Origin of the sequence: Streptomyces sp. NPDC005483 (assembly GCF_040606035.1) — a bacterium.
GTDB lineage: Bacteria > Actinomycetota > Actinomycetes > Streptomycetales > Streptomycetaceae > Streptomyces.
Map to the genome: position 1 here is coordinate 1 of NZ_JBEXEA010000066.1, position 26086 is coordinate 26086.

Annotated in this window: 21 protein-coding genes and 3 pseudogenes; 9 read left to right on the forward strand and 15 right to left on the reverse strand. The window is 71.6% G+C overall.

Going from position 1 to position 26086, the window contains the following annotated elements:
- Positions 1-96: 96 nt before the first annotated feature.
- The 4 genes and pseudogenes from ABZT06_RS48200 to ABZT06_RS48215 form a co-directional block, all read right to left on the reverse strand.
- Positions 97-252: pseudogene (locus ABZT06_RS48200) on the reverse strand (DNA-binding protein); the annotation flags it as partial.
- Positions 249-497: a hypothetical protein gene (locus ABZT06_RS48205; protein ID WP_058850160.1), complete on the reverse strand. Its 249-nt coding sequence runs from the start codon at positions 495-497 to the stop codon at positions 249-251. The gene ABZT06_RS48205 and the pseudogene ABZT06_RS48200, both read right to left, overlap by 4 nt.
- Before the next feature lie 128 nt (positions 498-625).
- Positions 626-823, reverse strand: a complete 198-nt coding sequence (locus ABZT06_RS48210; protein ID WP_355755766.1) for a hypothetical protein — start codon at positions 821-823, stop codon at positions 626-628.
- A gap of 39 nt (positions 824-862) precedes the next feature.
- Positions 863-997: a hypothetical protein gene (locus tag ABZT06_RS48215; protein WP_355755768.1), complete on the reverse strand. Its 135-nt coding sequence runs from the start codon at positions 995-997 to the stop codon at positions 863-865.
- 203 nt (positions 998-1200) lie between these two features.
- Between ABZT06_RS48215 and ABZT06_RS48220 the strand changes: the two genes are divergently transcribed.
- Both ABZT06_RS48220 and ABZT06_RS48225 read left to right on the forward strand, forming a co-directional pair.
- Entirely contained in the window at positions 1201-4023 is a 2823-nt protein-coding gene (locus ABZT06_RS48220) for an SNF2-related protein (protein WP_355755770.1), read from the forward strand.
- Complete coding sequence (locus tag ABZT06_RS48225; protein WP_355755772.1) at positions 4020-5255, forward strand: SWIM zinc finger family protein; 1236 nt, start codon at positions 4020-4022, stop codon at positions 5253-5255. Before ABZT06_RS48220 ends, ABZT06_RS48225 begins: the two co-directional genes overlap by 4 nt.
- A gap of 230 nt (positions 5256-5485) precedes the next feature.
- On the opposite strand, the pseudogene ABZT06_RS48230 reads toward ABZT06_RS48225, so the two are convergent.
- Positions 5486-5631: pseudogene (locus tag ABZT06_RS48230) on the reverse strand (DUF4287 domain-containing protein); the annotation flags it as partial.
- A 212-nt stretch (positions 5632-5843) separates the two neighbouring features.
- Here ABZT06_RS48230 and ABZT06_RS48235 point away from each other — a divergent pair.
- Positions 5844-9806 (forward strand): hypothetical protein, encoded by a 3963-nt coding sequence (locus ABZT06_RS48235; RefSeq protein ID WP_355755774.1) that lies wholly within the window; start codon positions 5844-5846, stop codon positions 9804-9806.
- A 288-nt stretch (positions 9807-10094) separates the two neighbouring features.
- Here ABZT06_RS48235 and ABZT06_RS48240 read toward each other — a convergent pair.
- From ABZT06_RS48240 to ABZT06_RS48255, 4 genes and pseudogenes are all read right to left on the reverse strand, one after another.
- Positions 10095-10201, reverse strand: a pseudogene (locus ABZT06_RS48240) (haloacid dehalogenase); the annotation flags it as partial.
- A 498-nt stretch (positions 10202-10699) separates the two neighbouring features.
- Positions 10700-11671, reverse strand: a complete 972-nt coding sequence (locus ABZT06_RS48245) for a hypothetical protein (protein ID WP_355755801.1) — start codon at positions 11669-11671, stop codon at positions 10700-10702.
- Positions 11672-11755: 84 nt separating this feature from the next.
- Positions 11756-12643, reverse strand: a complete 888-nt coding sequence (locus ABZT06_RS48250) for a helix-turn-helix transcriptional regulator (RefSeq protein WP_355755776.1) — start codon at positions 12641-12643, stop codon at positions 11756-11758.
- Between the two features lie 289 nt (positions 12644-12932).
- Positions 12933-13712: an SDR family oxidoreductase gene (locus ABZT06_RS48255; RefSeq protein ID WP_355755778.1), complete on the reverse strand. Its 780-nt coding sequence runs from the start codon at positions 13710-13712 to the stop codon at positions 12933-12935.
- A 30-nt stretch (positions 13713-13742) separates the two neighbouring features.
- Between ABZT06_RS48255 and ABZT06_RS48260 the strand changes: the two genes are divergently transcribed.
- Positions 13743-14588, forward strand: a complete 846-nt coding sequence (locus ABZT06_RS48260; RefSeq protein WP_355755780.1) for a DUF72 domain-containing protein — start codon at positions 13743-13745, stop codon at positions 14586-14588.
- Here the strand turns inward: ABZT06_RS48260 and ABZT06_RS48265 are convergent.
- The 5 genes from ABZT06_RS48265 to ABZT06_RS48285 all read right to left on the reverse strand — a co-directional run bounded on the left by ABZT06_RS48265 (position 14554) and on the right by ABZT06_RS48285 (position 20876).
- On the reverse strand, positions 14554-16323 hold the full coding sequence (locus tag ABZT06_RS48265; RefSeq protein ID WP_355755782.1) for a copper resistance protein CopC: 1770 nt from the start codon (positions 16321-16323) through the stop codon (positions 14554-14556). The two genes, ABZT06_RS48260 and ABZT06_RS48265, sit on opposite strands and share 35 nt — an antisense overlap.
- A 134-nt stretch (positions 16324-16457) precedes the next feature.
- Positions 16458-17210, reverse strand: coding sequence for an SDR family oxidoreductase (locus tag ABZT06_RS48270; RefSeq protein WP_355755784.1), 753 nt, complete (start codon positions 17208-17210; stop codon positions 16458-16460).
- Positions 17207-17674 (reverse strand): cupin domain-containing protein, encoded by a 468-nt coding sequence (locus ABZT06_RS48275; protein ID WP_355755786.1) that lies wholly within the window; start codon positions 17672-17674, stop codon positions 17207-17209. The genes ABZT06_RS48270 and ABZT06_RS48275 overlap by 4 nt, the downstream gene beginning before the upstream one ends.
- Positions 17671-18276: a GNAT family N-acetyltransferase gene (locus tag ABZT06_RS48280; RefSeq protein WP_355755789.1), complete on the reverse strand. Its 606-nt coding sequence runs from the start codon at positions 18274-18276 to the stop codon at positions 17671-17673. The genes ABZT06_RS48275 and ABZT06_RS48280 overlap by 4 nt, the downstream gene beginning before the upstream one ends.
- An 8-nt stretch (positions 18277-18284) precedes the next feature.
- Entirely contained in the window at positions 18285-20876 is a 2592-nt protein-coding gene (locus ABZT06_RS48285; RefSeq protein WP_355755791.1) for a penicillin acylase family protein, read from the reverse strand.
- 79 nt (positions 20877-20955) lie between these two features.
- On the opposite strand from ABZT06_RS48285, the gene ABZT06_RS48290 reads away from it, so the two are divergent.
- The 3 genes from ABZT06_RS48290 to ABZT06_RS48300 all read left to right on the forward strand — a co-directional run bounded on the left by ABZT06_RS48290 (position 20956) and on the right by ABZT06_RS48300 (position 22747).
- Positions 20956-21702, forward strand: coding sequence for a siderophore-interacting protein (locus ABZT06_RS48290; protein WP_355755793.1), 747 nt, complete (start codon positions 20956-20958; stop codon positions 21700-21702).
- A gap of 33 nt (positions 21703-21735) precedes the next feature.
- Positions 21736-22332: an HhH-GPD-type base excision DNA repair protein gene (locus ABZT06_RS48295; RefSeq protein WP_355755795.1), complete on the forward strand. Its 597-nt coding sequence runs from the start codon at positions 21736-21738 to the stop codon at positions 22330-22332.
- A 91-nt stretch (positions 22333-22423) separates the two neighbouring features.
- Positions 22424-22747, forward strand: coding sequence for a hypothetical protein (locus ABZT06_RS48300; RefSeq protein ID WP_355755797.1), 324 nt, complete (start codon positions 22424-22426; stop codon positions 22745-22747).
- 194 nt (positions 22748-22941) lie between these two features.
- Here ABZT06_RS48300 and ABZT06_RS48305 read toward each other — a convergent pair whose 3' ends face one another.
- Positions 22942-24492 carry a helicase HerA-like domain-containing protein gene (locus ABZT06_RS48305; protein WP_355755803.1) on the reverse strand — a complete coding sequence of 517 codons (1551 nt, stop codon included), beginning with the start codon at positions 24490-24492 and terminating at the stop codon, positions 22942-22944.
- A gap of 171 nt (positions 24493-24663) precedes the next feature.
- Between ABZT06_RS48305 and ABZT06_RS48310 the strand changes: the two genes are divergently transcribed.
- Together ABZT06_RS48310 and ABZT06_RS48315 are read left to right on the forward strand one after the other, a co-directional pair.
- Entirely contained in the window at positions 24664-24960 is a 297-nt protein-coding gene (locus tag ABZT06_RS48310) for a type II toxin-antitoxin system VapB family antitoxin (RefSeq protein WP_003999914.1), read from the forward strand.
- Positions 24961-25059: 99 nt separating this feature from the next.
- A complete protein-coding gene (locus ABZT06_RS48315) occupies positions 25060-25704 on the forward strand; it encodes a LytR C-terminal domain-containing protein (RefSeq protein WP_355755799.1) in 645 nt (214 codons plus the stop codon).
- The last annotated feature ends 382 nt before the right edge of the window (positions 25705-26086 follow it).

Here is a 26086-nt window from a genome sequence, read left to right on the forward strand (position 1 = left end):
TGTACCGCTTACTCATGTTGCTCACTACCTGTGACTGCTTCCTCCGGGACCATCCGTCCCAGTATCAAGCTGTCCGGCCGGCAGGGGGAACCTCATGGCGTGGCTCACCTCCACGATGGTGTTGGCGCTGACGACAAGGTCCGCTCCCATGTCGTGGAACACCTGGAACATCGCCAGAACCGTCCGGTCCTGCGCCACCCAGGCCGACAGCCCCTCGCTGTCCAGGACGACGGTCTCAATGTGCCCGCTCACGCGGCACTCGCGCCGCCGGCGGCCGACGTCGTACCGAAGATCCGCGCCCGCGCCTCGGCCAGCTCTTCCTCGCTGAAGGCCCCGTGCTCGTCTGTGTGGCTACGCAGGTCGGCCCCCAGAAGCTGGTGCCGGATCTGCCTGGCGACCGCTTCGGCCACGTAGCCGGAGATGTTGTCCGTGATCTTCTTCAGCTCCGCCACCTGCTCGGTGGGGAGTGTCACCGTGATGCGTGTGGTGTCAGCCATAGCCGCAAGCATACTGTGGTATGCGCACTTCATGCTCTCTGTTTCCCGTAGTCGGTCCAGCCAGCGGCAGTCGGGGCGACTGTCCGTTCGAGCAGGGGCTCAGCTGGGCAGTTGTGCGACGCACTGGTTCAGCGGGCCCAGTAGCGGTATGCCTCGATCCACTGCGAGCCCTCGGGGGCGGGTTCCGGCAGCGGCAGGTTCAGAATTCCGATGTCCTGTCGTACCGCCCCCCCCCGGGCGCAGCGGGCGATCACGCACCCGTCCTCGGCCAGATCGACACCGACCACGCTCACCTCGACGCCGAGAACAGTCGTGGTGAACGGCACGGCAAGGTTTTCCTCGATCATCGTGAAGAAGCCGGTGAGCTACTCATCCTCGCCGTAGGCGTCGACGGTGGCCTCTTCGATCAACGCCTCCAGCGCGGCTGGGTCCCAGGTGCTCATGGCCTGACCGTAGCGCTGCACCGTACGGTTGAGGACCGGTGTGTTCGGCAGCGGCATTCCGCCATGGCGCCATCGCCAGCAGTCAAGCCGAGGCCCGCGGTTGCCGGCGTGTGACGTTGCCTGGTGGGGTTCGGTAGTGAGCGGGCCTGGGGAGGGTCCGACAAGCGACAGGGCAGAGAGTGGCACGAGTAGTCGTACGAGAGCCGAGTACGGGCGCAAGGAACGCACCGCCGCTGGCCCGGCAGGAAACATCCGCCTTCGTGAGGGAGTTGCTCGGCGCCGGCTGGGCGGCGGTGTTCCTGCCCGGTGAGCCCGCCCGCCTCGGTCGCCTGCTGCTGTGGAAGCCGGCCGGGGCAGCCGCCGGAAACAGTACGGCGCCCTCCGGCCTTGAGACCGAGGCGGTGGAGTTGGTCCTGCCGCACGGCCGCTCGGTCAGGCGGCGCAGGGTCGAGGGTTACGCGCTTCCTGTCGCCGTCGCTGTCTCTGCCCTGGCTGATGGGGAGCCGACGCATCCCTCCGGCGCCGCCTGGCGGGCCGCCACCCGCTTCGCGCTGCGGCTGCTGGCCGACGGCCGCCTCCACCCGGCCATCACCCCCGCCGGTTACGACACCTGGCAGGTGGGTCCCTTCACAGCCGCCCAGCGCCAGACGCTGGACGCCCTGGCCGCCGCCTTCCCGCCACACGCCCACTGCCTGCCCGAGCCTGGCCCTGCGCCGGTACGGATCGCCGAACCGGCCGCGCTGGTACGCCAGTTCTGCGACGCGGTCGCCGACGACCTGGTCCGTACCCCGGCCGCGCCGCTCGCCATGGGAGCGCTGCCGTACGCCTGGCGCGAGGCCCGTGCCGTGCCCGCCTTGCGTGAATGGGCCGAGGAAACCCAGGCGGCGCTCACCGCCGAGGTCAGTGTCTCCCTGCGCGTCGACGTACCCGAAGGACGCCGACGGCAGTTCCGGGCCGTCCTGCAACTGCACACCGCGGCGGACCCGGCGCTCGTCATCGAGGCCGCACGGCTCTGGAGCGAGCCGACCGAAGTGGAGCGGCTGCTCGGCCCGCGGGCCGAGACCGAGACCCTGCTCGCCCTGCGTCGCGGCGCCCACGCCTGGCCCCCGCTGCGGCGGCTGCTCGACGATGCGGCTCCCGATCAGCTCCGGTTGACCGACGACGAAGCCTTCGAGCTCCTTGGAGACGCCACGGACGCGCTGCGCGCGGCCGGTGTCAACGTGCACTGGCCGCGCGAACTGGTCAAGGCCCTCACCGCGACCGCGGAGATCGGGCAGCGCACCGCCCCCGGTTCCACCGCGGGCGGCCTGCTGGACACCGAGGCCCTCCTCGACTTCCGCTGGCAGGTCTCCCTCGGCGGCGAGCCGCTCACCGAGGCCGAGATGGATGCCCTCGCAGAGTCACGCCGTCCCCTCGTCCGGCTCCGCGACCAGTGGGTGGTCGCCGACCCGAAGCTGGTGGCCCGCGCCAAGCGCCGCCGGATGGAACCGCTCACCCCCATGGAGGCGTTGAGCGCCGCGCTGACCGGCGAGGCCGAGCGGGACGGTGACCGGATCCCCTGTGCGGCGGTCGGTGCGCTCGGCGACTTGGTCGCTCGTATCCGCGACCCCGAGTCCCGCACCCCCGTGCCCCAGCCCGCCGCTCTCAAGGCCACGTTGCGCGAGTACCAGAAGCGGGGCCTGGGCTGGCTGGCCGAGATGTGCGCACTCGGTCTCGGCGGCTGTCTCGCCGACGACATGGGCCTGGGCAAGACCATCACCTTGCTCGCTCTGCACCTGCACCGCCAGAGCGACCCCACCACCGCGGGCCCCACCCTTGTCGTCTGCCCGGCCTCCCTGCTCGGCAACTGGCAGCGCGAGGCCGCCAGATTCGCACCGCTCACCCCCGTGCGCCGCTACCACGGCGGCGACCGTCACCTCAAGGATCTGGCCGGCGACGAGATCGTCCTGGTCACCTACGGGGTGCTGCGCCGTGACCGCGAAGTGCTCGCCGAGACAGCCTGGTCCCTGGTGGCCGCCGACGAGGCCCAGCACGTCAAGAACCCCTACGCCGTCACCGCCCGCGAACTGCGCGCCCTGCCCGCCCGCGCCCGCGTCGCTCTCACCGGCACCCCCGTGGAGAACAACCTCTCCGAGCTGTGGGCCCTGCTCGACTGGACCACCCCCGGGCTCCTCGGCACCCTCACCGCCTTCCGTGACCGACATGCCCGCGCCATCGAGGCGGGCGAGGATCCCGAGGCAGCCGAGCGTCTGTCCCGTCTCGTACGGCCCTTCCTGTTGCGCCGCAAGAAGTCCGACCCCGGCATCGCGCCCGAACTGCCGCCCAAGACCGAGACCGACCACGTCGTCCCGCTGACGGCCGAGCAGACCAGCCTGTACGAGGCGCAGGTCCGCGAGACCATGGCGAAGATCGCGAAGTCCGAGGGCATCGTCCGGCGCGGTCTGGTGCTGAAGCTGCTCACCGCGCTGAAGCAGATCTGCAACCACCCCGCCCAGTATTTGAAAGAGCACAGCCTGAAAGAGCACGGCCCGCGCCAGCCCACTCCCCTGCGGGGTCGCTCCGGCAAGCTCGACCTGCTCGACGAACTTCTCGACACCATCACCGCCGAAGGCGAATCCGTGCTGGTCTTCACTCAGTACAAACAGATGGCGGCTCTGTTGGAGAGGCATCTCGTCGAGCGCGGCATCCCCGTCCTCTTCCTGCACGGTGGCACCCCCGTCGCGCGGCGCGAGGAGATGGTGGACCGCTTCCAGCGCGGTGAAGTGCCGGTGTTCCTCCTGTCGTTGAAGGCGGCGGGCACCGGACTCAACCTCACCCGTGCCACTCACGTCGTGCACTACGACCGCTGGTGGAACCCGGCCGTCGAGGACCAGGCCACCGACCGCGCCTACCGCATCGGCCAGGACAGACCCGTCCAGGTGCACAAGCTCCTCACGGAGGGAACCGTGGAGGACAAGGTGGCGAAGCTGCTCGAAGCCAAGCGCGCCCTCGCCGACGCCGTCGTCGGCTCCGGCGAGGCAGCCCTGACCGAACTGTCCGACGCCGACCTCGCCGAACTCGTCGCCCTGGGAAGGCAGTCATGAGCCCCGCTGTCCCCGGCCCGCGCCGTGCGCCCGCCCGCGGCAAGCGAGCCTTCGCCGCGACCTGGTGGGGCCAGGCATGGGTGGCCGCCCTTGAGGACTCGACCCTGGACGCCGGACGGCTCTCACGCGGACGCACCTACGCCCGCAAGGGCATGGTGGGCCCGGTAACCATCGCTCCGGGCCAGGTCAAGGCCGCTGTTCAGGGCAGCCGCCCGCGCCCGTACCGCTCATCGGTCCACCTGCCCGTCCTCACCGACGCTCAGTGGGACACCCTGCTCGACACGATCGCGGCCCGTGCCGGACATCTCGCGGCACTTCTCGACGACGAGATGCCCGCCGAACTCGTGGACGACGCCCGGCACGCAGGCGTCCCGCTGCTCCCACTGCCCACCGAGCTCGATCCGGAATGCTCCTGCCCCGACTGGGGATACCCCTGCAAGCACGCCGCCGCGCTCTGCTACGCCATCGCCGCCACCATCGACACCGACCCATTCGTACTCTTCGCGCTGCGCGGCCGCGGTCGCGAGGAAGTCTTCGCCCAGCTGCGCGCACTCCGTACGGCAGCACAGGAGACCGCCGCCCCACCGGCACCGGCTGGCATCCCGGCCGCCGCCGCGTATGCCCACTGGGCCGAAGAGCCGCCCGGACTGCCCGAACTCCCGGAACCCGCCGCCCACACCACAACACTGCCCGTCGCCCCGCCACCCGGCACCGGCCTGGCCGCCTCGGACCTGGAACGCCTCATGGCCGACGCCACGGCGCGCGCCGCCCGGCTCCTCGCGGGCGACACCGCCGACCTGCACCTGACCCAGCACCAGGACGCCGTCCGCATCGCCGCAAGCAACCCCGGACCCGAGTGGTTCCACCACCTGATCCAGAACACCGGCACCAACCCCACCGCCTTCGCCCGCCTCACCCGCGCCTGGCGCCACGGCGGCCCCACGGGCATCACCGTCGCCGAACAGCCCCACACCCCCGACCCGACGGTGATGAAGGCCACCCGCACCGCTCTGGACACGGCCCTCGCCGAGATGACCGACTCCCCCACACACCTCAGAGCCTGGCGCAACCGCCTCACCCTCACCCACCACGGCATCCAGCTGCGCCTGGGCCCCGACGCCCGCTGGTACCCCTACCTCCAGGATGACGACGGCGAATGGTGGCCCGCGGCACCAGCCGACAGTGACCCGGTCACCGCGCTCACTGCGGCCTGGTCGCAGACGGAGGAGTAAGGAGGGGTTCGTGTGTTCGCGCTGCTCCACTTCCGTGGTTGCAGTTCTGGTTGCATTCACCTGCGTACAGCACCGTTCAGAACCCCCGCCCGCACCAGCTGCACCGCAGGTCAGGACATTGCCGAACGTCCCAGAACCCCCAGGCGAACATTTGGAAAGCGTGTTGGGGGCAACCCCTCACGAGTTCGAATCTCGTATCCTCCGCCATTGCTCTCACCGGGCAATACGTCGTAGCCCAGGCCGTGTTCCGTCTTGAGCCAGGTGACCAGTCCATGTGCTCGGTCAGGGGCGAGGCGCGGATGAGGTCCTTCCACTCCGCGATCGGTCGGCCGTACTTCTTCTCGATCGAGGGGAAGTAGCTCGCGGGGCCCTTCACGGGTTCGGCCGTGGCTGCGTTTCCGTTCGTCTGCGGCGTGGTGGTGCTGCCTTTACGACCTGGACCGAGGCGCGAATACATCGGTCGGGAAGGCGTGATCCACGCCACAGTAAAGATCGAACGTCTGTCCTTGCCCCTCGTTAGAATTCGCTCGCCCCAAGAGCCCTCGTGAGCACCACAGGGACGGGGCCTGCGCTTTCCAGGGGGAACGCATGCTTCACACGTCCATCAGGGAACAACGCCGAAGACGACACGCGTCCAGGGGGGCCACTTCGCTTCTCGCGCTGATCGTCGCCGTCCTGGCCTCGTTCACCGCACAGACCGGCACGGCTTCCGCCGTGGCCGTGCCGACCCCGAAGACCACGGCCGCGGCCTCCGGGCCCGCGACACAGAAGTCACCGAAGTCACCGAAGTCACCGGAGAAGAAGGCGGCTCCCGAGGCGCTGCACGCCACCGCCGCGCGCGAGATCGGCCGTAGCGACGCGGCCGACACCTGCTCCGGGGCGATTGAGTCGGGAACGGTCTACACCTGCTCCGCCGGGCCCGAGGGCGGCGCGAGCTTCACCTTCGCCCTGCCGAACCCCGACGACCTGGTGTTCCTCCAGGTCGTCTCCACCGATGACCAGCCCCAGTACCCGACGCTCACCGCACCGGACGGTTCGACGGTCACCTGCGACCGGCCCGACGGCGCGTACGGGGCGGCACGGTGTCCGACGAACCGGGCCGGTACGTACACCGTGCAGGCCGGGGCCGCGCCGAGTGGCTTCTCGGTGTCGTACACGGCTCTGCTGTCCGGCACTTCCTGCACCGCGGTCTCCAAGGACGACACCGCCCTCGGGGCGCCGAAGTCCCTCGCCGACACGCTTACCGCCGGGTCCGCCGGCCACTGCTTCGGCCTGCCGTCCGCCGCCGGGGACGTTCTGCGGAGCCATCTGTCCGCGTGGCAGGTGACCGGGACCGTCTACGACGCCACCGGCACGGAGGTCTGCACGACCCGTGAGAACAACGCCACGGACTTCGACTGCACCCTCAAGGGCAACGCACCGTTCCGTGTGCTGACGAACCAGTCGTACGCGGCGAGCATGGACTACAGCCTCACGTCGGCCCGCCTCTCCGCTCCCGCCGGCTGCCCCACCGTCCAGCCGCTGGCCTACGGCACGGTCCCGGACGCCACGTCCACCGCGCGCTGCCGCGTCCTGCACGTACCCGCCTCCGGGCCCTATCTCTTCGACACCGTCGGCGACAGCGTCTCCGGGAGCCTCTACGCCACCGACGGCACGTCCCGCTGCACCCCCACGCTGCTCGCCCCCTGCACCCTGACCGCAGGTGATTACACCTGGGCGCGCGACGGGCGCAGCAGCGCCCCGGCCGCCTTCGGGGTCCGGCTGTACGCGACGAACCTGACGCAGGGCTGCACCGCCGTACGCGACGACGGCTTCGCCTCCGGCGCGGTGAAGGGTGCCTTCGGCGGACCGGGCGAGCAGCAGTGTCTGTCCCTCCCGACGGCCACCGGCCACGGCCTCTACCTGATCGACCGGACACCGGACGGCGGAGTCAACCCGAGCTACCGAGTGTTCGACGCCAAGGGCATCGCGCAGTGCGACAACGACGACTCCCCGGTGATCTGCAAGCTGACCGGGACCGCCCCGTTCCACGCGGTGCTCTCGGGCTCCGCCGCAGGTGAGTACCAGCTCGCCGTCCAGGACACCGGGAAGACCGCGGGCTGCACGGCCTGGCCGCAGTCGGCGTTCGACGGCACCTGGGGCGTGTCGGTTCCGCTCACCAGCACGACCCAGGCCGTGTGCCTGGGCATCGCCGCCGACCAGCACTCTACCGCCGAGATGTTCGACTACACGAACAACACCAACAGGGTGAACGCCGCGGTGCGGGTGTTCGACGGCGCCGGCAACGAGCTGTGCACCACTGTCGGCGGCTCCACGACCACCTGCCGGTTCACGGCCGGTGTCGGCTACACGGCCCTGCTGACGGGCACCGGCGCCTCGGACACGTACAAGCTGGTCCGCCGGGACATCTCTTCGACGGCGAAGTGCGCCGCTCCGGCCTCGCTCACCGTCGGTGGAGCCTCCACGTCCTTCACCCTCGACTCCGCACTGGACAGCCGGTGTCTGCGTGTCACTGCAGCGGCCACGGACAAGCTCTGGATGTCCGCGCGGACCCCGACGGCCGCCCGGAACACGGGCGTGGTGCTGAAGGTGGTCGACGCCTCGGGCACGAGCGTGTGCCGACAGTGGGGCGTCTCCTGCCGCGTCACCGGCTCGACCTCGTACATCGTCATCATCCTGGCCTCGGGGTACGACGAGACCCCCATTTCCGCACACGTCGACACCTGGCGCGTCGGCACCGCCTCGGGCTGGGCCCCGGAGTGCACGGCGAACAAGGTGTCCCCGCAGGGCTTTTCCGTGCGGAGCGGCACGTTCACCGAGTCCGCAACCGCGTACTGCGCCGTGATCCCCATGCAGCCGTCGCAGCGCTTCCAGGTGTACGGCACCCAGAGCAGCAGCACGGGCACCCCGTGGGTGAGCCTTCTGAGCACCACCCGCTTCGCCGGCGCGAGCGCCGACTACTCCTACCAGTGCAACGGTGACAACGCCGGTGTCTTCAGCTACTCCTGCCTCACCACCTCCAGCGCCTCCGCGGGCGACTACCTGATGCTGGTGAGCCCGTACCAGGCGGACACTCCGGTCGAGTACTCCATGCAGGGTGTCTGCAAGAGCGGCTGCACCACTCAGCCGAAGTCGGCCGACGTCACCTCGCTGGGCCCGACGAGCGGACCTGCCGGGACGTCCAACCAGGTTGTGCTGCACGGCGCGAACCTGACCCTCGGCACCCAGGTGGAACTCCGGTCCGGGGACGACTCCCGCACCGCCGAGCCGGTCTCCGTCAGCGCCGATGGCACCACGCTCACCGTGCGGCTCGGTACGTACGACCTCCCTCCGGGCGCGTACGACCTGGTGATCGACAACGTCGGGTACACATCCGGCATCCCGTCACCCGGCTACCTTCCGGGCGCCTACACCGTCACCGCCGCACCGGCGGCGACCCACAACCGCCTCGTCCCGGTCTCGCCGACGCGCTTCCTGGACACCCGCAACGGCACCGGCGCCCCCCGGGCACGGGTCGGCGCGGGCGGAATCGTCGAGCTCAAGGTCGCCGGGACGCACGGTATCCCCGCCACCGGGGTCACCGCGGTCGTCATGAACGTCACCGCCGTCCGGCCCACCGGCAACGGCCACGTCGACGTGTACCCCGCCGGTCAGCCGCTGCCGACCGTCTCCAGCGTCAACTACACGGCGCCGCAGACCATCGCCAACCTGGTGACGGTTCCCGTACGGAACGGATCGGTGGACCTGCGCAACAGTGCGGGCTCCGTCGACCTCCTCGCCGACGTCACGGGCTACTACGCGGAGGGGAGTTCAGGTTCGGCCTTGACGCCGGTCTCGCCGACGCGCTTCCTGGACACCCGCAACGGCACCGGCGCCCCCAAGGCGCGGATCGGCGCGGGCGGAATCGTCGAGCTCAAGGTCGCCGGGACGCACGGTATCCCCGCCACCGGGGTCACCGCCGTCGTAATGAACGTCACCGCCGTCCGGCCCACCACCGGGGGCTACATCACCGTGTACCCCGACGGCCAGTCGCTGCCGGCCGTATCCAACATCAACTTCCCCGCCGGCCGGACGATCCCCAACATGGTCGTCGTCCCGGTCGTGAACGGTTCGGTGGACCTGCGCAACAGTGCGGGCTCCGTCGACCTCCTCGCCGATGTCACGGGATACTTCTCCGCCACCGGTTCGACCTTCACCCCGGCGGGCCCGCTGCGGCTACTGGACACACGCAGCGGACTGGGTGCCCGGCCCGGAGCTGTCGCCCCGGGCGGTCTGGTCAGCCTCCCGGTCACCGGTACGGCCGGTGTCCCCTCCTCCGGGGTCACGGCAGTGGTGCTCAACGTGACGGTCACGGCGCCTTCGGCCGGGGGATATCTGACGGTCCACCCGCACGGTCTGCCGGAGCCCGGGGTCTCGAACCTCAACTTCGGCGCAGGGCAGACTATTTCCAACATGGTCGTGGTGCCGGTGGTTGACGGACGGGTCACCTTCGCCAACCACACCGGTTCGGTCCAGGTCATCGCCGACCTGGCCGGGTACTACAGCAGCTGACCACCAGGTCGGGGGCGGGGCTCGCACCGCCCCCGACCGCTCCCTGTACACACCGAAACTGCCGCGCGCTCCGGCGAACGTCGGCCGGGCTGCGGTGTGCTCTCTGCTCGTGCGCTGATCCGGCGGGCGAGTGCGAGCGGGCCCACTGCGGCGAGGCCGGCGACGACCGAGGCGGCGATGCCGGCCGCGGAGTCCTCGCCCAGCGACCGGACGACCACCGACACCGCGAAGCGCGGTAGGCGTCGGCCCCACATCCGGAGCGGATCATCCTCACCGAACCACTCCGCTTCCCGGCCGCGGCTCCTGGAACGTCTCCCGGTAACACCGCCCCTGCGCGATAACAGCCCCGAACATGGCCGCGAACGTATGCCGCGGCACCCCAGCCAGTCCGACATGCCCTTCTGCCGATCAAGCTCATGGAACGGGAGGCAATCGTCCCGCTTTGCCGATGACTCGAATCGCCATCCTCGGCAGCCATGGAGATCGATTCCCCCCTCATCAAACACCCGCCTCCAGGCTCGGAGTCAACCTGCCAGGCAGCACGAAACGCGATGCGCCAAGTGGGGCCTGCCCAGGCAGAACGCGACCGTCTCTGGTCTCACTTCCGGTCTCATTCGCCCACGTTCAGGGCCGTTCAGAAGATCGCGTGCAAGGCGCTTCAGCGCAGTTCAGGACGTTCCTGATGTTCCGTGAACCTCTGGACGAAGACTTGGAAAGCGTGTTGGGGGCAACCCCTCACGAGTTCGAATCTCGTATCCTCCGCCAGTGCCTCACCGGGCACGATGTCGAAGGGCCCCACCGTTCGCGGTGGGGCCCTTCGTCGGTTGCAGACTCATCTACAGGCTCATGAGACCGTCGATCGGGAGGCCGTACCCGCCTTCGGCCGGCGCGGTCTAGTTGTGCAGATGGGCGAGGACGAGGTTGGGGTCCCGGGCGGTGAGGTAGGCGGCGCTGAGGACGTAGACGGTGTCGCCGTGCAGGGCGATGGACGTGGGGTTCTGGAGGCCGTCGGCGTCGGTCAGGGCGGTGGCGTGGGTGCCGTCGGGCTGGACGAGTGCGACCTGACTGGGGCCGTTGAGGGTTGCCAGGATCCGGTCGCCGTGGCCGGTGAAGGTGAAGTCGTCGATGCCGGGCAGGCTGGTGGCCCGGGTCTGGACCTTGCCGGCGCGTCCGCTGCGGAGGATGGGGATGCGCAGGACGGTGCCCTTGTCGAGGTTGGTGGCCCACACCGCCCCGTTGTGGATCTTCAGGCCGTTGGCGCCGAGGAATCCGGTGGAGGCGAGTTCGGGGGCGGTGGACCAGACGGTGGGGGTGCCGCCGGTGGTGGGCACGCTCCAGATGGTGCCGAGTACGGAGTCGGTGATGTAGAGGGTGCGGGTGTGCGGGTCCAGGGCCAGGCCGTTGGGCAGGCCGCCGGCGGGCAGGGCGGCGATGCGCTGGGGTTCGCCGCCGGGGCGCAGGCGCCAGAGGGCGGTGAGGTCGGAGGTGCCGGTGGCGTAGAGGACGTACAGGGTGCCGTCGTCTGCGCGGACGATGCCCGTGGTCAGGGCGAAGCCGAGGACCGGGGTGTGGACGCCGCCGTCGGCCGGTGCGGGCAGGGTGGCCAGGATCCGGGTCGCTCCGGACCGGGTGAGCCGGGCGATCTGGCGGGCGGCGGCGAAGGTGACGTACGCGTCGCCGCCCGGGGCCAGGGCGATGTTCTCCGGCGTCTGGCCCTTGGCCAGGTCGAAATGCGTCGCGATCCGCGCGCGGTCCAGCGGGGCCGGGGCGGCCGATGCCGGAGCCGGGCTGATCACCGCGAGGGCCGCGGCGGTCAGGACGGCGGCCGTCGTTGCGGTCGCGGAGAGCTTCAGCTTCTTGAACATGGTTCCTTCACTGATTTCGGGCATGCGGCAGCAGTACGCCGACGCGCAGGGGTGAATGGCTGCTTCTTCTGGTGGGGCGGCTGGTCAGCTGGTGCTGACCTGGGTGCCTGGGCGCACCGGGGTGGCCGGGGCGGTGGCCTGGGCGAGGAGGGTCAGGGCGGTCTGTGAGGGCGAGCCGGCCGCTGCGGTGGCGACCACGGTGTGAGGGCCCGGCCCGTGGCTCAGGGTCTGTTGGGTCACGGTCAGCGCACCGACCAGCGGGTGCCGCATCTCGTAGCAGGCGACGGTGCAGGCCTTGACTCGGTGGTCGGCCCACATCGAGGCGAAGTCCTTGTTCTTCGAGCTCAGTTCACCCACCAGCGCGTGGAGTGCGGCGTCGTCCGGGTACTGGCCGGCCACCAGGCGCAGACTCCCCACCACGGCCCTGGCTTTGCTCGGCCAGTCGGCGTAGAGATCCCGGGTGTGGGCGTCGAGGAAGACCAGCCTGGCCATGTTGGGGCGATCCGCCGGTCGGTCGACGGCAGCGGGATCCAGGTGCCCGGCGAACAGGGCATGGCCCAGCCGGTTCCATGCCAGAACGTCGCTGCGGCGGCCGACCACGATCGCGGGGACGTCCGCCAGCGCGTCGAGGAGTTGGCGGGTCGCTTCGTTCACGCGCTCCGGAGCGGGGCGGCGGCCCCGGCTGCGGTGCGCGGTCGACCGGGCCAGGGTGTGCAGGTGGAGGCGCTCGGACTCGTCCAGCCGCAGGGCCCCCGCTATCGCGTCCAGGACCTCCGTCGAGGCGTTCAGTGACTGTCCCTGTTCGAGCCGGGTGTAGTAGGAAGCGCTCACGCCGGCCAGGAGCGCCAGTTCCTCGCGCCGCAGACCCGGTACGCGGCGCCGCTCCCCGTAGGTCGGCAACCCGACGTCCTCGGGCTGCAGTTGGGAGCGCCGCGTCAGCAGGAAGTCGCGGAGCCGCGCGTTTGCGTTCATGGATCCGAGTATGGGCCGACCTGTGCGATGCAACCTGTCCCTGCCGCGACTAGGCACCAGCCGGGCCGGCTCCCCGGCGGTCTGGCAAAGGTCATGGACCGGCCGCCACCTGGGGAAGCGTGGGTGGCGGCCGCGGACAGGCGTCGGGAAGGTCCACGTCGTCAAGGCCGACGCCGACAAGCTCGGCAACACGGTCGGTGCACCGACGGCCGAGGGCCCTCGTACCGTCGGTGCACCGGCGCCCCACACCCCCGTACCGTCGACGCACCGACACCCGCCCCCCGTACGCTCAGTGCACCGACAACCCCCCGTCCACAAACACCGACTGGCCCGTGACGTACCCCGACGCCCCGCTCGCCAGGAAGACCGCGGCGCCGGCGAAGTCGTCGGGGAGGCCGTTGCGGCCGGTCATGGTGCGGGCGGCCAGGGTCGCGACCTGCTCCGGGTCGTCGGCCAGGCGGGAGTTGAGGGGGGTCAGTACGAAGCCGGGGACGAGGGTGTTGCAGGTGACGCCGTGCGGTGACCAGGCCTCGGCCTGGGAGCGGGCCAGGGACTCCAGGCCGCCCTTGGAGACGCCGTAGGCGCCGCTTCGGACGAAGGCGCGGTGGGCCTGCTGGGACGTGATGTGGATGATCCGGCCGAAGCCGCGCTCGGCCATGCCGGGTCCGAAGCGCTGGCCCAGGAGGTAGGGGGCCTCCAGGTTGACCGCCAGGGTGGCGTCCCACACCTCGTCGGTGAGCTCGGTCATCGGTGGACGCAGGTTGATCCCCGCGGAGTTGACCAGGATGTCCGGCTCACCGAACACGGCGGCGGCCGCCTCCGCCGCCGTACGCACCCCGTCTCTCGTGCTCAAGTCGCCGCTCACCCAGGCCGCCCGGCAGCCCTCGGACGTCAACTCGTCGACCACCGAGGCCAGTTCAGCCTCCCTGCGGGCCACGATCACCACGCTCGCCCCCGCCCGCGCCAACGCCTCCGCGATCGCCCGGCCGATGCCCGAGCTCCCGCCGGTCACCAGCGCCACGCGGCCGTCCAGCGAGAAGAGTTGGGACAGATACGCCTGGGAAGTCATGGCCGAACCCTAAGGCGGTACCCGGCCCCCATGACCACCCGCATCCTCGTCGGCACCTGCTCCTGGACCGATCCCGCGCTCGTCCGCAGCGGCTGGTACCCGCCGGGGCGGCGAGACGCCGAGAGGCGGTTGCGGTACTACGCCGAGCGGTTCCCGGTGGTGGAGGTGGACGGCACCTTCTACGCCCTGCCCGGCGAGCGCAACAGCCGTCTGTGGGTGGAGCGCACGCCCGCCGGGTTCGTGTTCGACGTGAAGGCGTACGCCCCGCTCACCGGGCATCCGGTCAAGGAGGCCGCCCTCGCGGACGTGCCCCTGGACGAGGTGTGGGCGCGGTTCGCCGCCGGGATCGGGCCCTTGCGGGAGGCCGGTCGGCTCGGCGGGGTGCTGTTCCAGTTCCCGCCGTGGCTGCGGCCCGGGGCGCGGGCGGAACGGTTCCTGGAGGAGACCGCGGAACGCACCGCCGGGTGGCCCGTCCACGTGGAGTTCCGGCATCCGTCCTGGTGGGAGGAGGGTCAGCAGGACCTCACCCGCGCACTCCTCGGCAAGTACGACTTCGCGGCCGTCGGGGTCGACATGGCCCAGGGACTGCCCGCCTCCCTGCCACCGGCCACCCCCGTCACCGCACCCCGGCTGTCCGTCGTGCGCTTCCACGGGCGCAGCGCCTCCTGGGGGCGCGGCAGCAAGGAGGACCGTTTCCGGTACGACTACACGCGCGCCGAACTCGCCGAGTGGGTACCGCGGTTGCGCGCACTGGCGGAGGAGGCCGACGAGCTCCACGTCCTGTTCAACAACTGCTGCGGAGCGGCCGCCGTGCACGCCGCCGAGACCATGGCGGACCTGCTCAGCCCACGATCCTCACCGTCTTCGTCACGCTGATCTGGTCGACGTCGGAGACCCTGATCGTCGCCTTCATCCGCCAGTCGCCCGCGAGGGGCAGGGTGAGGTCGTTCGTGCCCCAGTAGCCGCCCTTGTTCTGGAGTCGGGCGTCGATGGGGCCGATCTGCTGCGACGGGAGGGTGAAGGACAGCCGGAGTTCGGGGACCGTGGCGAGGCCGCCGTCGGCCGCGTAGACGATGGCCTGGACCGAGTTGTCGCCGGTGCGGCCCGGGTCGAGGGTGACCTGCACCTTGCCCGAGGCGCCGGCCACGGCGAAGGGGACCTCGGTGAGGGACGCGGCGGGCAGTCCGCCCGTGGCCGGGCCGGCCTCGGCCGCCTCCGCCTGCGCCCGCCCGGGCAGCGTGCCGCTCAGCACGGTGCTGAGCACCAGGACCACGACCCCGACGGACACCTCGGCGAGGACGGAACGGCGCAGGCCGTGACGGTAGGCCGGTGCGGCCGGCCCCGGGGTGACGGGCGCCGGTTCCGTGGCCGTCGGCGGTCCGCCCACCCGCTCCGGCACCTTCTCCCGTACGACCGTCTCGGCCTGCGCGTGCGCCTCGGCGGTGACCGTCACCAGCCGTCCCGTCCACCGCCGCGACAGCCTCGCCGCCGCCAGCAGCAGCGTCACCGCGAGCAGCTTGAGGACGAGCAGGTGGCCGTACGTCGTGCCGGTGACGGCGTGCCAGGAGCCGAGGCCGCGCCAGGACTGGTAGACGCCGGTGGCGACGAGGACGGTCACGGAGACGAAGGCAAGCCGGGAGAAACGGGCGACGACGGCGGGCGGGAGCAGCGACGGGGCCCGGTGCAGCGTGGTGAGCAGGGCCGCGAGGCCGCCCAGCCAGACCGCCATCGCCAGGACGTGCAGCACCGCCGACGTCATCGCCACCGGCACCTGGATCCCTGCGGACGCGTGCTCGGCGGCGGCCCAGGTCAGCGCGAGACCCACGGCGAGCGCGCCGCCCGCCGCCTGCCACGCGCGGGACAGCCCCGACTCGCCGAGCCGCAGCAGTCGTACGACGAAGAAGTACCCGATCAGCAGCAGTGCCAGACGGACCAGGAGGGCCTCGCCGGGGCGGGTGCTCAGGGTGCGTGCGAAGGCCTTCAGCGAGAACGCGGAGGCCGGGCCCGCTCCCGACTCGTACGGCGCCCGCAGCACCAGCAGGAACACGGTCGAGCCGAGCAGGGTGCCCCAGCCCGCCCACAGGAGCCGGCGCAGGGTGGACGGCTCCGGGGGGCGGCAGGCGGTGAGGAAGACGGCCGTGCCGATGAGCAGGGCGGCGGCGAGGTAGGCCAGGTAGCGGCCCATGTTGAAGAGGCTCTCCGTGGCCGGGTCCTCGGTCGGGCCGGTGTCCGGGATCACGATGGCCGGGGAGGGTTTGCCGACGGAGAAGGTGAAGGCGCCGGAGACCGGGTGGCTGTCGGCCGAGACCACCCGCCAGGCCACCGTGTAGGTGCCCTGGGCGAGCTTGGCGGGCAAGGTGACACGGGCCGTGTCCGAGCCGCCCGGCCCGTGTCCGGCGTCACCGGCCTTCAGGCGCTTGCCGTCGGGGTCGAGCACCCGGAAGGAGTCGTCGAGGAGGCCGACGGACTCGGTGAAGGTCAGGGTGATGTCACGGGGGGCGGACTTGAGGACGGTTCCGTCCCCGGGGTCGGTGGACCGGAGGGCCGCGTGGGCCGACGCCGCTCCGGCGCCGCCGAAGAGGAGCAGGACCAGCACGCTGCCCAGCAGCAACAGCCCTTGAAGTCCTCGCCTTCGCCGGCCTGCGCTGCTGCCTGCACGCTCACACCTCACGTCACTACTCCGTACCTACTCCGTACCTGGGCTCGCGGTCTTCCCGATAGGTACGCACGCGAACCCCCGAGCGCTCACCAGGTCGGCCGGGCGGACACCCCGCCGTCCACCACCAGGTCGTGCCCGGTGATCCAGGAGGCGAGCGGGGAGGCGAGGAACACGCACGCGTCGGCCACGTCCTCGGGCCTTCCGAGCCTGCCCAGGGGCGCCTTCCGCTCCCACCGCTCCACCCCCTCCGGCCAGGTGTCCGCCAGCCCCTCCCGGTCGATCAGCCCGGGCGAGACCGTGTTCACGCGGACGCCGTGCGGACCGTACTCCAGGGCCGCCGCCCGCGCGTGCGCCACGATCGCGGCCTTGGAGGCGGCGTAGTGGGCGTGCTCGGGCGCGGGGTGACCGGCCTCGACGGACGCGATGTGGGTCACGGACCCGCCCGGCCCCATGACCTCGGCGGCCGCCTGCGTGCACGCGAAGACGCTGGTGAGATTGGTGTCCACGACGTCCCGCCACTGCGCCGCCGTCATCCCCGGCAGGGGCTGGGTGGGCTGCACGCCCGCGTTGTTCACCAGCGCGGTCAGTCCCCCGCCCCACGCGGCGGCCTCCCGGACCAGCCGCCGGCACGCGTCCTCGTCCCGCAGATCCGCCTCCAGTACGACGGCCCGGGCGCCCGAGTCCTCGATGCGGGACGCCACCTCACGGGCCGCCGCCACGGCCGTACGGCAATGGAGCGCGACCGCCGCGCCCTGCTGGGCGAACCGCACGGCGATTCCCCGCCCGATGCCACCGCCCGCACCCGTGACCAGGGCGACCTGCCCTTGAAGGAGTCTCATGGGCGACACAGTCGCGCGATCCGCGCGGCCTCGGACGGGTAACGCGCCGTCAGCTCGGCCGCGTCGCCGTGCTCGTAGTCCTCGTAGGTGAAGCCGGGTGCCATGGTGCAGCCGAAGAAGGTCCAGGCGCCGCGGGTCGTGGCCCCCATCCAGGTCCCCGCGGGCACGGTCAGCTGGGGGTGCTGGCCGTCGCGTATGTCCGGGCCCAGGACGGCGGTGGCGGCCGTGCCGTCCGGGGCGAGCAGCAGCAGGTCCAGGGGGTCGCCGAGGTAGTGGTGCCAGATCTCGTCGCTGGGCAGGCGGTGCAGGGCGGAGTAGTCGTCCGCGGTGAGGAGGGCGACGATCGCCGTGCCGTGCGGCCTTCCGTCGGCGCGCTCCTCGCCCGCCCAGGTCTGGCGGAACAGTCCGCCCTCGCGGGGGATCGGTTCCAGGCGGAAGTGGGCGACGAGGTCGTCAGGCGTCACACGGGGAAGGCTACCTCCCTGGCCAGGAAGGCCAGTTGGGCGTGTTTCTCGGGCAGGTACACACCGGGGACGTCGATCTCCGGGAGCACGACCGCGTCCCCGGCGACGAAGCCCTGCTTCAGGAAGCGGGCGATGGCCTTCGCGTTGCGCACGTCGGGGTCGACCACGACCCGCCGCTTGTCCAGTCCCAGCAGCACGTACGAGGCCACGGCGGACAGCAGCGCCTTCGACCAGCCGGGGCGGTCGCCGTGCCGGCCGGGGGGCTGGAGCAGCAGGTGGATGCCGATGTCGCCGGGTTCGACGGGGTAGCACTCGCTGACCCGGTCCGCCTCCGGCTCGTAGGTCTGCAGGAGTCCGGCCGGTGCGCCGTCCTTCTCCAGCAGATAGGCGTGGTGGGTGTCGAGGGTGTCCAAGTGGGCGTAGATCTCGGTCACTTGTGCTTGTGTGAGGCCGTTCATGCCCCAGAACACGGCGCGTTCCTCGCGGACCCAGGCATGCACGGTGGCGGCGTCGGCGTGCGGGTCGAGACGCAGGACGCGGACGGTGCCGAAGCCGTCCACCGTCTGGGTGTGGACCGCTTCACGGGCGGGGGTGTCGGACATCGGTCTCCTCAGTCCTCCTTCGTCAGGTGCTGCCAGTCGGTGGCGACCGGGACCAGATCTCCCCTGAGCCACAAGGGGAGTTGGTCGCGGTGATGGGGTGAGCCGGGCAGGCCGGAGGCGCCCAGCGGGACCACCCAGAGGCTGTCCTCGCGGCGGGCCAGGTCCCAGACGTAACGGGCGGCCGGGCCGCGCGCGGCGAGGTCGGTGAGTCCGGGGACCGCGGAGGTGCACAGGACGCAGTCGTGGTCGCCGGAGAGGGCGGGGGCGTCCCAGGCGCTCTCGGGAAGTGCCTGCCAGGGGGCGAGGCGGTGGGTGTCGCCCCAGGTGCCACGCGGCGGCTCGGCGGCCACTTCTTCCAAGGCCTCGCGAACGACTTCGGCGCGGTCGATGCCGTACAACTCCTCGGCGCGCAGGAGGTGTTCGAGTGCGAAGGCGATACGGGGGAGGAGGCCGAGCCAGGGCAGGAGGACGTCGGGGTAGGCGGGCGGGTCGGCCAGGGCCGCGAACGCGGGGTGGGCGGCGAGCCGTCGTACGACCGCGCTGCGTACGGCGGCGTACAGGGCGGCCTCCCTGCTGCCGGCGGCCATGTGGCGGTCCCAGTGGAGGATCGTTTCCCTCACGGTCATGGCCTCGGGGCTCAGGACGTCCAGGGCCTGGATGTGATCCAGCAGGGGCTGTGCCGAGGCGAGACGGGTGTCCATGTGGATCTGCGGCATGTCGGCGGCCGACCACCGCGTCTTCTCCCGGAGCAGGGCAGTGATGCGGTCGGCCCGGTGGGGCGGGGCGAACTCGACGCCGAGCGGGGTGGCGGGGCCGCGCTGGTTGGCCATCACGGCGACGCCGTCGGTGAGACCGGCGCGGGGGGTGTCGTGCCAGCCCCGCCAGTCGTGCCCGGGCTCCCAGGCGGGGACAGGGCGGAGCCGGTTGGCCTCCGCGCGCACGGGGACCCTTCCGGCGACCCGGTGCAGCAGTCCGCCCTCGGTGTCGGCGGCCTGTACGACGTTCACGGGCTCGGCCCACAGCTCGAAGGCCCGGTCCACGTCGGCGGTGCGGCGAGCGCGGAGGAGGGGGAGGAGGGCGCTGAAGCCGAGGTCCTCGGTGACTCGGGGTGGATAGCGGAGGGAGAGGGCGAGGGGGGTGGGGGCCGGGGTGGGCCAGGGGGCTTGAGGAGGTTCTGCGGAGCTGTGCTCTGCGAGCCCGCCCGACGCGTGCGGGGCGCGGGAAGGGGCGGCGCCTGCCGCTCGCTCGGCGGGGGCGTCCGTGGCCCCGGAGGGGCTCGGGTCTCCTGGCGGCAGTCCGCCGAAGGGCTCCCCGTCCCACCCCCGCGGGGCGCCAGAAGGGGCGGCCCCTGCCGTCCGCCGGCCGGCGGAGGTGTCCGAGGCCGCGGAGCAGGGCTCGATGGAGGCGTCCGGGGCCGCGCACGGGCCTGGGTCTCGTGGCGGCGCATCGCCAGAGGGCTCCCCGTCCCACCCCTGCTGGGCGCCGGAAGGGGCGGCCCCTGCCGTCCGCCGGCCGGTGGGGGCATCCGTGGCCGCGAAGGAAGGCTCGGTTGAGGCGTCCGTCGCCGCGCTGGAACGGCCCGCGGCTCCTGGCGGCAGGCCGCCGGAGGGGTCCCCGTCCCAACCCTGCGGGTCGCCGAAGGCGTCCGTGCCCGGGGCCTCCTCCGGTACTCCCGCGTCCAGCCCCTCCGGGCCTCCCACGATCACCGGGCCCCGGTCCGTCTCGATCACCTCGATCTCGACCGGGTCCTCGCCCGCCACCTCGATGGTCTCGGTGTGGCGGGTGGTGCGGTGCCAGGTGCCGTCCGGGCCGAGGGCCTGTACGCCGGCCCCCGTGCGGCGCAGTCGCTCGTGGTAGAGGTCCTGGTAGTCGGCCATGGCGTTGGTGATGGACCAGGCGACCGTGCCGGTGTGGCCGAAGTGGGCGATGCCGGGGACACCGGGCACGGCGAGGCCGACGACGTCGAACTCGGGGCAGGCCAGGTGGATCTGCTGGTAGACGCCCGGGTCCTCGATGTAGCGGTGCGGGTCGCCGGCCAGGACGGCGTGGCCGGTGCCGGTGCGGGTGCCGGCGACCAGCCAGCCGTTGCTGCCGGAGGTGCCGGGGCCGTCGGCGGCGAAGAGACCGACCGCGTCCGGGCCCAGGTGCCGTATCGCCTCGTCACGCCAGAGCTTGGCCGGGAAGCCGGCGAAGAGGATGTGCGTGGCGAGCCAGACACCGAGCGGCGTCCAGGGCTCCCAGCGCCCCGGGGCAAGGCCGACGCGGGCGAACTCGGGGGCCGCGGTGGACGGCAGCTCCTCGTTCACCCCGTCGACGTACGCCCGGATCCACTCGGCGGTCTCCGGGTCCCGTCTCTCCAGCGCGCCGAAGCAGCGTCTCGCCGTGTCCTCGAGGCGGGCCCGTCTCGCGAGGGTGTCCCAGGAGAGGGCCCCGGCGCCGAGGAAGGCGGCCGAGGTGCCCTGCGCGCGGTGCCGTTCGACCTCCAGCTGCCAGGCACGGTCGCGGGCGGTGACCCGCCCCTGGGCGCGGGCGAGTTCACGCGCGCTGCCCGCACGGAGATGGGGGATCCCCCAGGCGTCGCGGTAGATCTCGATACTCACCCACACACCCGCTTCCATTTAAGTTAGGCTTACCTAAGTTTGCCTGGTGGGGGAAATCGTACGCGAAGGGTGAAACACCATGGGACAGGGGAGGCCGGGGCACGGCTGGGAGGGAGCGGTCCTCCGACTGCTGCGCGCGAAGGACTTCGTGCTCACCGTGACCGGCGCCGAGGACGTCACCGGCGCGTACCGGCGGGTGCACCTCACCGACGGCGGGATGCTGGCGGCCACCGGCGTTCATCCGACGATGTGGGTGCGGCTGTGGTTCTCCGCCGCGGGCAAGCCGCACCAGCGCGCCTACACCCTGGTGGACCCGGACCCCGAGGCGGGCACCCTCACCCTGGAGTTCGCGCTGCACGACGGCGTCGCCAGTGACTGGGCCCGCACCGCGAAACCCGGCGACACCATCGAGGCCACCGTCCACGGCACCGGCTTCGACCCCCCCGACCCCGAGCCCACCCACGTCTTCGCCTTCGGCGACCCGGCCTCCCTGCCCGCCCTCAACTCCCTCCTCGAAGCCCTGGACTCCTCCCCCGCGACCGTCTGGTTCGAGGGCGGCGACGAGGACCTCCCCTTCCGCACCGACCCGTCCCGCCACGAGGTCCGCCGGGTGCTCCGCCTCGACTCCGGGGCACATCTGGTCGCCCAGGCGAAGGCGGACCTGCCCGCCCTGCTGCGGAGCCACCCGGACGCGTACGTCTGGATCGCCTGCGACACGGCGACGACGAGGACCCTGTCGTCGTACGTCCGCAAGGAGCTGGGCGTGCCGAAGGAGCGGGTGCAGGCGCTCGGCTACTGGCGGGACCAGCCCGTCGGCTCCCGGTAGAGGCGCGCTCCCGACGGGGGCATGATCGGGGACATGGACGTCACCCTTCACCTCGCCCAGGACCCCGAGGCCGACGAACTCCTCGGCCGCTCCCCGCTCGCCGCGCTGGTCGGGATGCTGCTGGACCAGCAGGTCCCGATGGAGTGGGCGTTCAAGGGCCCCCGCACCATCGCTGACCGCCTCGGCGCGAGCGACCTCGACGCGCACGACATCGCCGCGCAGGACCCGGAGGCGTTCGTCGCGCTGCTCTCCGAGAAGCCGGCCGTGCACCGCTACCCGGGCTCGATGGCCAAGCGGATCCAGCAGCTGTGCCAGTACCTCGTCGAGCACTACGACGGCCAGGCCGAGCTGGTCTGGAAGGGCGTGGACGACGGCCGCGAGCTGCTGCGCCGCCTGGAGGAGCTGCCGGGGTTCGGGAAGCAGAAGGCGCAGATCTTCCTGGCGCTGCTGGGCAAGCAGCTCGGCGTGGAGCCCAAGGGCTGGCGGGAGGCGGCGGGCGCCTACGGCGAACCGAAGTCCTTCCGTTCCGTCGCCGACATCACCGGCCCCGAGTCGCTGACGAAGGTCCGCGCGCACAAGCAGGAGATGAAGGCGGCGGCGAAGGCGGCCAAGGCGACCGGGAAGTCCTAGTCCTCGGCCGCCCCCGGGCACGCTGCTGCGGTCGGGTGAACTCCGCGACCGAAGTGCTGAAACACGCGTGCCGGACGGGGAGACGACCTGTGTGAGTTTCGTACGACGTCGCCCGCGCAGCCGTGAGTGGATGCGGGCGCTCGTACTGCTGCTCACGTTGCTGGTGCCCGGCGTGCATGTCCAGGCGCATGCGCCCGCGGTGCCGCCCGTCTCGGCCGGGGAGTCCGCCGAGTACGACGTCCTCGACACGGCCCTGCGGCCACCGGCCCGGGCCGTTCACCGTGCGGCCGTACCTCTGCGGCCCGTGCCGTGGTCGGAGACGGCACCCGGTGTGCCGGCGGACCGGCCCCTCCCGGCGCCCCCGCGTCCGCCGTACGCACTGCCCGCCCTGCGTTCCGTGGTCCTGCGCTGCTGACAGAGCCCGCTCCCCGTCAGGCCTCTCAGCACTCACGCGAGGAACATCGTCATGCCCACCGACCCTTACGCGGTCCTGCGCGCCTTGCTGCGCGCGGAGGCCGCACGCAGTGCGCCGAAACCGCAGAGCACGAAGAAGCAGCAGCCGGTGAGAGAGGAGAAGCGCGGCTGATCCGCCGGAGGAGGCAGGCGGAGCTACCGCCGCCTCCTCCGGGCCGTACCGAAGACCGAGCGGGTGATCTCCCGCCCGATCTGCGTGCCCAGCGACCGCGCGAGCGACTTGAACACGCCGCTGCCGACGACCTGTTCGACGACGGAGGGGTCCTCCTGACGAGAGGACGGGGGCGGCGGGGCCTTCATCTCGTCCGGGCCCTTGGCACCGCGGGAGTCGAGCTTCTCGTACGCCGACTCCCTGTCCACAGCCTGTGCGTAACGCCCGTACAGCGAGGAGGCCCTGACCGCCGAGTCCAGCGCACCGGCGTCGACGGGGCCCATCAGGGACTCGGGAGCGCGCAGGCGGGTCGCGGCGACGGGTGTGGGCGCCCCCTTCTCGCTCAGCACCGTGACCACCGCCTCCCCCGTCCCCAGACCGGTGAGCAGTTCCTCCAGGTCGTACGCGGAGTCGGGGAAGGTCCGCACGGTCGCCTTCAACGCCTTCTGGTCGTCCGGCGTGAAGGCCCGCAGTGCGTGCTGTACCCGGTTGCCGAGCTGGGCGAGCACGTCGGCGGGTACGTCCTTCGCGGTCTGCGTGACGAAGAAGACGCCGACTCCTTTCGAGCGAATCAGCCGCACGGTCTGTGTCAGGGAGTCGAGGAACGCCTTCGAGGCCCCGTTGAAGAGCAGATGCGCCTCGTCGAAGAAGAAGACGAGCTTCGGCTTGTCGACGTCCCCGACCTCGGGCAGATCGTGGAAGAGATCGGCGAGCAGCCACATCAGGAAGGTCGAGAAGAGCCGCGGCCGGTCCTGTACGGCGGCCAGCTCCAGCACGGACACGAGCCCGCGACCGTCGTCCCCGGTCCGCAGCAGCTCACCGGTGTCGAACTCCGGTTCCCCGAAGAAGTCGGCCATGCCCTCGGCCTCGAAGGCGGTGAGGGAGCGCAGGATCACTCCCGCCGTGGCCGTGCTCAGCCCGCCGATGCCCTTCAGCTCGCCCTTGCCCTCGTCGGAGGTGAGGAAAGCGACGACGGCCCGAAGGTCCTTGAGGTCGACCAGCTCCAGCCCCTTCTGGTCGGCGTAGTGGAAGATCAGGCCGAGGGACTGCTCCTGGGTCCGGTTGAGCTGGAGCACCTTGGCGAGGAGCAGCGGACCGAAGCTGGTGACGGTGGCCCGGACCGGAATGCCGTGTCCGATGCCGCCGAGGGCGTAGAACTCCGCGGGACATCCGGTGGCCTCCCACCGCTGGTGCACGTCCGCGGCCCTGGCCTGCACCTTCTCGTTCCGTACGCCCGGCTCGGAGATCCCCGACACATCGCCCTTGATGTCGGCGAGGAAGACGGGAACCCCCTGCGCCGACAACTGCTCGGCGATCAGCTGCAGCGTCTTGGTCTTGCCGGTGCCGGTGGCGCCGGCGACGAGGCCGTGCCGGTTGAGCATCGGCAGAGGGATGCTGACCTGCGCGTCCGGGAGGCAGACGCCGTCCCACAGCAGCGCGCCGAGATCGAGCGCGGGCCCGGTGAAGGCGTAGCCGGAGGCGATCTCCAAGGCCTCGCGGGGCAGCGCGGCGGAGCCGGACTGTGCCTCCGGCATGGACCGGTCCGGGGTTGCCGCGACGGCACCCGTGACGCCCCGCGGCGGGGTCTTTCGCTCACTCATACCAAACCCCTGCTCCCGTTACGACCCGTTTCGCGGCATTTTTTCCAGCGTCGCACTCGCTCGCCATGGCTGCGCCCGGAAGGTCTTGACCGGTAGGCTTTCCGTGTGATCTTCAAGCGCATCGGAAACGGCCGGCCGTACCCCGACCACGGCCGGGAAAGCACCCGGCAGTGGGCGGACGTCGCACCGCGCCCGGTCCGCCTCGATCAACTCGTGACGACCAAGGGCCAACTCGACCTGGAAACCCTGCTCGCCGAGGACTCGACGTTCTACGGCGACCTGTTCGCGCACGTCGTGAAATGGCAGGGCGACCTGTATCTGGAGGACGGCCTCCACCGCGCGGTGCGGGCGGCGCTCCAGCAGCGACAGGTGCTGCACGCACGTGTGCTCGAGCTGGACTGAGTGACCGCGCTGTAAAGGTTTGGCCCTTTCGGGTTCACCTGCGCCGTGGTCAATGATCATCTAGTAGGCATTGCCGTCCCGGCGCACTACGCTGCGCCCATGAGCATGCTGACGCCCCCCGGCATGGGCGGTAAGTACCGGATCACGGGCGACAAGTACCCCCGGATGCGTCGGCCCCGGCGGCGCGGCAGGCTCGTGCTCGGTGTGGTGGCCTCCGTCGCCGCGCTGAGCCTGGTCGGCTGGGGCACGCTCCAGCTCATCGACCTGTTCACGGGCGGCGGGGACGAGGCCTCCGCGGCCGGCTCCAAGTCGGGCTGCACGGTGAAGGCCGGCCCGTCTCCTTCCGCCTCCGCGGCCCCTCTCCCCAAGCCGGGCCAGATCACCGTCAACGTCCTGAACGCCACGGCCCACGGCGGACTCGCCAAGAAGACGGCGGACGAGCTGAAGAAGCGGGGCTTCAAGATCGGCGACGTGGGCAACGCGACGGCGACCTACGACAAGAAGGTCAAGGGCACGGGGGTACTGCTCGGTCCGTCGTCCGCCCTCAAGACCTCCCTGCCGGTCCTCGGCACGCAGCTCGCCTCGGCGGAGACCCGCACGGACACGCGCAAGGGGGCGGAGGTCGACCTGATCATCGGGGCGGGGTTCAAGAGCCTGAACAGCAAGGCGGCCGCGGACAAGGCCCTGGCCACGCTGAGCGCGCCCGCGCCGACGGCTACGTCGTCGACGAAGAACTGCGGGTAGCTGCGCTGGGCCTGGGCGGGGCGCCTATGGGGGTGCCGGGTCGGGTTGTCGGGCGGGTGCGGGTTTGTGGGGGCTGGTCGCGCAGTTCCCCGCGCCCCTGGGGGGTTGCAGTCACCCTGCGCTCAGGACGGCCCCTTCGACGCACCTCGCCCGCCCACGATGGGACGTGCCGGGTCGGGTTGTCGGGCGGGTGCGGGTTAGTGGGGGCTGGTCGCGCAGTTCCCCGCGCCCCTAGGGGGTTGCAGTCACCCTGCGCCGCGACGGGCTGTTCGCCGCGTACGGCGGGAAGGGGACGGGGTGGGGGGTGTCCGCCCGCAGCGGCCGGCGTCCGGCACCGGGCCCTGCTGAAGCGACCGAGCCGCCGGACCGAGGACGGATACCC

Bases quoted from the DNA above. Each gene is read 5' to 3' on its own strand.
- ABZT06_RS48225 (WP_355755772.1), top strand. From the start codon at position 4,020: ATGAGCCCCGCTGTCCCCGGCCCGCGCCGTGCGCCCGCCCGCGGCAAG.
- ABZT06_RS48255 (WP_355755778.1), bottom strand. From the start codon at position 13,712: ATGACTTCCCAGGCGTATCTGTCCCAACTCTTCTCGCTGGACGGCCGC.
- ABZT06_RS48250 (WP_355755776.1), bottom strand. From the start codon at position 12,643: ATGAACGCAAACGCGCGGCTCCGCGACTTCCTGCTGACGCGGCGCTCC.
- ABZT06_RS48235 (WP_355755774.1), top strand. From the start codon at position 5,844: ATGCTTCACACGTCCATCAGGGAACAACGCCGAAGACGACACGCGTCC.
- ABZT06_RS48295 (WP_355755795.1), top strand. From the start codon at position 21,736: ATGGACGTCACCCTTCACCTCGCCCAGGACCCCGAGGCCGACGAACTC.
- ABZT06_RS48245 (WP_355755801.1), bottom strand. From the start codon at position 11,671: ATGTTCAAGAAGCTGAAGCTCTCCGCGACCGCAACGACGGCCGCCGTC.
- ABZT06_RS48215 (WP_355755768.1), bottom strand. From the start codon at position 997: ATGCCGCTGCCGAACACACCGGTCCTCAACCGTACGGTGCAGCGCTAC.
- ABZT06_RS48290 (WP_355755793.1), top strand. From the start codon at position 20,956: ATGGGACAGGGGAGGCCGGGGCACGGCTGGGAGGGAGCGGTCCTCCGA.
- ABZT06_RS48270 (WP_355755784.1), bottom strand. From the start codon at position 17,210: ATGAGACTCCTTCAAGGGCAGGTCGCCCTGGTCACGGGTGCGGGCGGT.
- ABZT06_RS48205 (WP_058850160.1), bottom strand. From the start codon at position 497: ATGGCTGACACCACACGCATCACGGTGACACTCCCCACCGAGCAGGTG.
- ABZT06_RS48305 (WP_355755803.1), bottom strand. From the start codon at position 24,492: ATGCCGGAGGCACAGTCCGGCTCCGCCGCGCTGCCCCGCGAGGCCTTG.
- ABZT06_RS48280 (WP_355755789.1), bottom strand. From the start codon at position 18,276: ATGTCCGACACCCCCGCCCGTGAAGCGGTCCACACCCAGACGGTGGAC.
- ABZT06_RS48260 (WP_355755780.1), top strand. From the start codon at position 13,743: ATGACCACCCGCATCCTCGTCGGCACCTGCTCCTGGACCGATCCCGCG.
- ABZT06_RS48315 (WP_355755799.1), top strand. From the start codon at position 25,060: ATGAGCATGCTGACGCCCCCCGGCATGGGCGGTAAGTACCGGATCACG.